The sequence below is a fragment of the Limnoraphis robusta CS-951 genome (genome assembly GCF_000972705.2).
Genome location: NZ_LATL02000201.1, coordinates 1 through 6098 on the forward strand (window position 1 = coordinate 1; position 6098 = coordinate 6098).

The following is a 6098-nucleotide window of genomic DNA, read 5'->3' on the forward strand; positions in this document are numbered from 1 at the left end:
CCAACATACCAAGTTGCAGTCAAGAAATGTCTAGTCTGGTGATAGGTATTCGTATTGTACCAGAGACTCTGGCTCGCTTACATCCCCGCTCCACTTGCGGGACAGGGTTTTACGCTCCAGCAATAAAAACGGGAACCTCTAGATCTTAATTCCTAACACCTGTGTGTAGGCTCCCCTGGCTTGAGTCACTCCAATTGTCCGCTCTGATGCTTCCATCATGGGTCGGCGCAAACTCACAACAATAAACTGAGCTTGTTGTGCTTGTCTTTTAATCATTCTAGCTAATCGCTCCACATTTGCCCCGTCTAAAAACATATCGACTTCATCAAAAGCATAAAACGGAGAGGGTCGATAACGCTGCAAGGAGAATATAAAACTCAGGGCAGTTAGGGACTTTTCCCCCCCTGACATGGACGCCAACCGTTGGACGGGCTTTCCTTTGGGGTGGGCGATCAGGTTTAAACCGCTATTAAACGGATCTTCGGGATCATCTATTTGCAGATAACCGTCGCCATCGGACAAGTCGGCGAAGATGCTTTGAAAATTCTCATTCACGGCATCAAAGGCTTCTTGAAAGGCCCGTTGTCGCAGGGTGGTGAAGTTTTCAATCCTCAATAGGAGTTCTGTTCGTTCGCCTTCTAAGGTTGCTAATTTTTGGCTTAATTCTTCCAGGCGGGTTTGGGTGCGTTCATATTCTTCTAAGGCTAACATATTGACGGGTTCTAAAGCTTCCATCTGTTTTTGCAGGGCTTTTAATTCTCGCTGTAAAGAAGCTAGATCCAAATTTTCAGGAATTTCGGGTAACGGATCGCTAAGTTCGGCTTTTTGATTGGTTAATTGTTCTTGTTTGATCGCCAGTTGTTCCCGACGTCCTTGTTGGGTTTCTTGTAGTTTTTGAATTTGCCATTCTAACTGTTGTTTGGCGAGATATTGTTCTCTTAAACGAGTTTCAACTTGATCTCGCTGTTGTTTTTCTTCTCCTAAACGGGCTTCTACTTTGACGACTGATCCTTGCGTTTGACCAATTTGTTCTTGTAGGATTGTAATCTGTTGTTTGATTTCTCGAATTTGATGATTTTGTAGATGTTGTTGGTGTTGATAGTCTTCGATTTTTTGTTTTCCTTCTTCGATTTTTTCTTCGATGCGTTGCTGTTGGTTATCTAACTCGATTAACCGTTGTTGAACTTGCTGTAAGGCGGTTTCTTGGGCTTGTAAGTCGGTTTCTTGCGATCGCAATAGGGTTTGTAGCTGTTGCCATTCACTGTGGCTGTGGGCGGCTTCTAGCTGGGCTAAGGTTTCGCGATCGCGTTCTAATTGTTTCTCTTGAAACGGAATCTCTCTTTCTAAAATTTGTAGCCTTGCTTGGGCGGTATTCAGTTCTTTAATATTTTGATTCAGTTGAGTTTGTAAACTCTCTTGTTGGCTGGTTGAGTTTTTAATTTCTGACTCAATTTGACTCACTCTTTGTTGATTATCTCGCAAGGTTTGACGAGCTTCTATTAACGCTTGAGAACGTTCTTTGACTGTGATTGTTGCATCAGAAATCGCCCGCATACACCGTTCTAAAATTCGTTCAATTTCATCTAAGCGTTGACGCAAATTGGCGATCGCTTGACTTTCTGAAGTCGTTTCATCCAACGTTCCAAAATGCAGCGTAGAACGTGAACCTTGACTTCCCCCCGTCATCGCTCCACTGGGTTCTAACAATTCCCCATCCAATGTTACCATGCGATGCTGACCCAGATAACGACGGGCATTATTAAGATTATTAAACACCATTGTATTTCCGAAAACATAGGCGAAAATATTCTCATATTGGCGATCGCATTCAATCAAATTCACCGCCAAATCAATAAACCCTTCTAGCGATCGCATTGTCGATAAATTCCCCATCCCTGAAGTATTAGGGCGAATTTTATTCAACGGTAAAAAGGTAATTCTTCCCGCTTTTTGACGCTTTAAAAGTTCAATTCCCGCAGCAGCAACCCCATCATCTTCTACCACTAAATTTCCTAAGCGTCCCCCTGCGGCTATTTCTAATGCGAGTTGATAGTCAGGTTCAACTCTCCCCAACTGACAAACTAACCCACAAACCCCAGGAAGCCCTGACTGGGCGATCACTTTTGTTGCATAACTTCCGGTGGCTTCTTGTTGGGCTTGTTGTTGGGCTTCGAGTTTATCAAGTTGACGTTGGGCTTCTCTTTGTTCTCGTAAAAGTCGCGTTTGAGTGTCTTGTTGCAGTTGCAATTCTTGTTCTGCTTGTGCAACAATTTGAGCTAACGTTTCCGTTTGCTGATCAGCATTTTCTCGCTGTTCTTGAGCTTGTTTTACTTCCGTTTGAGCCGTTTCTAATTGCTGTTGTGTAGAAACTAACGACTGTTGCTGCTCATTAATTTGACGTTGTAGTTGATTAACTCGTTCTGTGAGTTTAGCCTGTTCGGTGCGTTGAGGATTGAGCGTTTTTTGCAGGGTTTCTATCTGATGATGCAAATCAGTTTGTTGCTGCATCCAGGCTTCAGCTTGTTGGGCGACTTGACTCGCCGCTTGACGGGTTTGATTTAGACTTTGTTGAAGGTGATCTCGTTCAGTTGTCCGAACTTGTAAATTGTGCGTTTCAACTTGTCGCTGAGAAGCAATGGTTTCTAGAGTTTGTTGATAATTTTGTCGTTCTTCTTGGGTTTGTTGAATCTGACTTTGGGTGTTTTTAACGGCTGCTTCAGTTTCCCGTTGGCGTTGTTGAAATTGTCGATATTCAGCTTCTTGTTTTGCTAAGATAGTTTGTAAATCAATTAATTCTTGTTCACCCATTGCTTTAACACGGGCGTTTAACTGTTCCAGTTCAGTTGTCGTCTGTTGAATTTGGCTGGTTTGTTGGTTAAGATTTTCATTTAGTTCAGTTAAAGAGCGATCGCCTGCTTCAATTTGTTCTCGCAGTCGAAAGGTTTGTTTTTGCAACGTTTGATAATTTAAAACCGCTTCCCATTGGGTTTTTTCTTGAAACTCATCTCGGAGTTTTTGATATTTTTCCGCTTTGACTCGATCTTTGTTGAGGCGATCGCGTTGGGCGATTAATTCTTGTTCTACAATACGACTGCGTTCTTCTCTTTCTTTAACCGTATCTAACTTCTCTTTAGCTAAGGAAATTTTACGATCAAATTGCGCCACTCCCGCCAACTCATCAATAATTTCTCGACGTTCACGGGGTTTCATGGTAATAATACTGGTAACATCCCCTTGCAGTACGACGTTATAACCTTCCGGGTAGACTCGGAGATGATTGAGTTGTTCGTGGAGTTCGGTTTGAGTACAGGCTTCTCCGTTGATATAGTAGGTAGAAGTGTAAGTTCCTTGTTTCGTCACCCGCAGTTTCCGCGTAACAGTCCATTCCGGCGTTAAAGCATGGGTTTTGGGGGGTTCATCGACTTGGGAACCGTTGGTTTCTTGAGGTTGATCGGTTTCTAAGTCTTCGAGTTCATCGTCTGCGTAGAACTTCCCATTACGCTGCATGGCTGACCATAAATGGCTATCTTCAGAAAGATCAAAAGTCACGGTAACGCGCGTTTCAACGGTGGTTTTGCGGCTTTGGGTGTTATTAACTAAATCCGGTAAACGTTCCGCCCGCATTCCTTTAGACGAAGACAGTCCTAACGCAAACAGTAACGCATCAAGGATATTTGACTTTCCCGAACCATTTGGCCCAGAAACCACTGTAAAACCGGGTAACAACGGTATCTCTGTCGTTCCCCCAAAAGATTTGAAATTCGTGAGTTCTACGCGCTTGATGTGAACCATGTACGCTTTGGAACTGTATCTGTGCCTAACTTTGTGTTTATCTTCAACAGGGTAGCACAGTCGCCGTCCAATTCGCGATCGCACAGAGCAGAAACACGAAGACACGAAGACACTAAGATTGACTTCTGTTATGAAAAAAATCCCCCAGCAAAAGCTGAGGGATTATTGATCAGGGTGCATCTACTGAGTTCTGTTTCTGTGGAGGTTGAGGGGAGTCCGGAAGGTTTAGAATATTCCTTGGGAAAAGGTGCCATCGGGAACGAAGATAATTTCACGGTTTGCCATTTCTGTTTGTAAGTCTGCGGGAATTGCTGTTCCTTCTTCGATAAGAAAGACTTGTTTTCCTGGTAATACACTATCTATTTCAGTAGGTTGTTCCGTGAGAGAAAGTTGATAAGCGATTTGTTCTTGTACGTCTGATAACGCCCCTTGTAAGTCTTCGGGTTGCAAACGTTCAAGTCCTTCTCCTTCAAATCCTAATTCAGATAAAGACCGTCCATATTCTAAATATTGAATGCCTTGCATGAGTATGGCTTCGCTTTCTCTTAAGCCTGTTAAATTATCAACTTCAGATGTAGTATTTTCATCAACAACGGTTTCGGTATAATTGGGTGAATCTCCGAGGGTTAAACCGGATGAAAAGTCGATAGAAGGTAACAGTTGGAGAGGATCGTTGATCATCTCTCCCAAGCCGATTAAAGTGGTATATCCTTCTGAGATAGAGTCACCTATTAATAAGTCTCCATTTCGTTCGGCGAATTCAAGAACGAAGTTATCGTTTCGTTCTCCAAAAGTGCCATCAGGAACAATAATCGTTTCATTTCCTACGATTTATGCTTCGAGTTCTTCGGAAATCAGGGTTCCTTCTTCGATGATAAAGATTTGTTTTCCAATGGGTAAATTATCGGTTTCGGTGGGTTGTTCCGTGAGAGAAAGTTGATAAGCGATTTGTTCTTGTACGTCTGATAACGCCCCTTGTAAATCTTCGGGTTGCAAACTTTCGAGTCCTTCTCCTTCAAATCCTAACTCGGATAAAGAGCGTCCAGTTTGAAGATATTCAATCCCTTGCAGGAGTTGGGCTTCACTCTCTCTTAAACTTGTTAAAATATCAACTTCAGAGGTTGCATTTTCATCAACAACGGTTTCGGTATAATTGGGTGAATGTCCGAAGGTTAAATCTGGTGAAAAAACGAAAGAAGGTAAAAGTTGCAAAGGATCGTTGATCATCTCTCCCAATCCTTCTAAAACTGTGTATCCTTCTGAAAATGAGTCACCAATTAATAAGTCTCCATTGTATTCTTTGAGTTCAAGAATGTAAGGAATAGCGGATGTACCTAGACGATAATCATTGAAAGAAGTTCCCACAATGTAAGCCATATTTACCTCTTCAGGAATTAGATCACTGATTTTGTTTGAATCCTAACCATCATGTTACTAACAAATTCGCTGGGAAATCTGAACATAAGATATTATCATGCTAAATTTTATGGGTTTTTAATGGCAAAATAGCACAGAATATTGATAAAAGTTGATTTTTTTTCAATATATGTTTATGAATCAATAAAAATTGAATTATATAAACTTATCTATGGGCTGACAAATAAAGACAAATTGAATGATATTGACTGATGACTTCAATCAGAAAATGTAGGGCTGATAACCTAATCATCAATATTCAGCCTCTATTCTCAGAGTGCTTTAAAGTAGGGTTAAGGTTGTAGCGATGAGTCGAGGTATAAAAAACCCCTAACCGAAGCTAGGGGATAACCATCAGGGTGCATCTACTCATCTATTTACTTCTGATATTGTTGGATAGGTTCCGGATATTTGATTAAATTTCAGTTGAGGCGGGTTTATAGAGATTATTTGTGAGAGACATACATTTTTGTAGAACCCGCCCCTACATCATTGTTAAGGGCGGGTTTATAGAGATTATTTGTGAGAGACATACATTTTTGTAGAACCCGCCCCTACATCATTGTTAAGGGCGGGTTTATAGAAATTATTTGTGAGAGACATACATTTTTGTAGAACCCGCCCCTACATCATTGTTAAGGGCGGGGTTATAGAGATTATTTGTGAGAGACATACATTTTTGTAGAACCCGCCCCTACAGTAAAAAAACCCTCAGACTAAGCTGAGGGCTAATTGATCGGGGTGCATCTACTCCTGTTCTGTTTTTCGGTTAATATCAAGAGGTTTCCGGATGATTTGCAGAATGTTTTACGGTATCAAGTTAAGTTGATTGTGACAAAATTGTGAAAGTTTGATGTCAAATTTAGAACAAAAAAATCCCCTAGCTTTCG

The 6098-nt window shown here is 41.5% G+C and carries 3 protein-coding genes; all 3 read right to left on the minus strand.

Annotated elements, in window-relative coordinates; all coding sequences use genetic code 11:
• Positions 1-138: 138 nt before the first annotated feature.
• The 3 genes from smc to WN50_RS17205 all read right to left on the minus strand — a co-directional run bounded on the left by smc (position 139) and on the right by WN50_RS17205 (position 5169).
• Complete coding sequence (gene smc, locus WN50_RS17195) at positions 139-3792, minus strand: chromosome segregation protein SMC (RefSeq protein WP_046276470.1); 3654 nt, start codon at positions 3790-3792, stop codon at positions 139-141.
• A gap of 225 nt (positions 3793-4017) precedes the next feature.
• Complete coding sequence (locus WN50_RS17200) at positions 4018-4473, minus strand: hypothetical protein (RefSeq protein WP_046276469.1); 456 nt, start codon at positions 4471-4473, stop codon at positions 4018-4020.
• A gap of 150 nt (positions 4474-4623) precedes the next feature.
• Positions 4624-5169: a hypothetical protein gene (locus WN50_RS17205; RefSeq protein ID WP_046276468.1), complete on the minus strand. Its 546-nt coding sequence runs from the start codon at positions 5167-5169 to the stop codon at positions 4624-4626.
• Positions 5170-6098 lie beyond the last annotated feature (929 nt).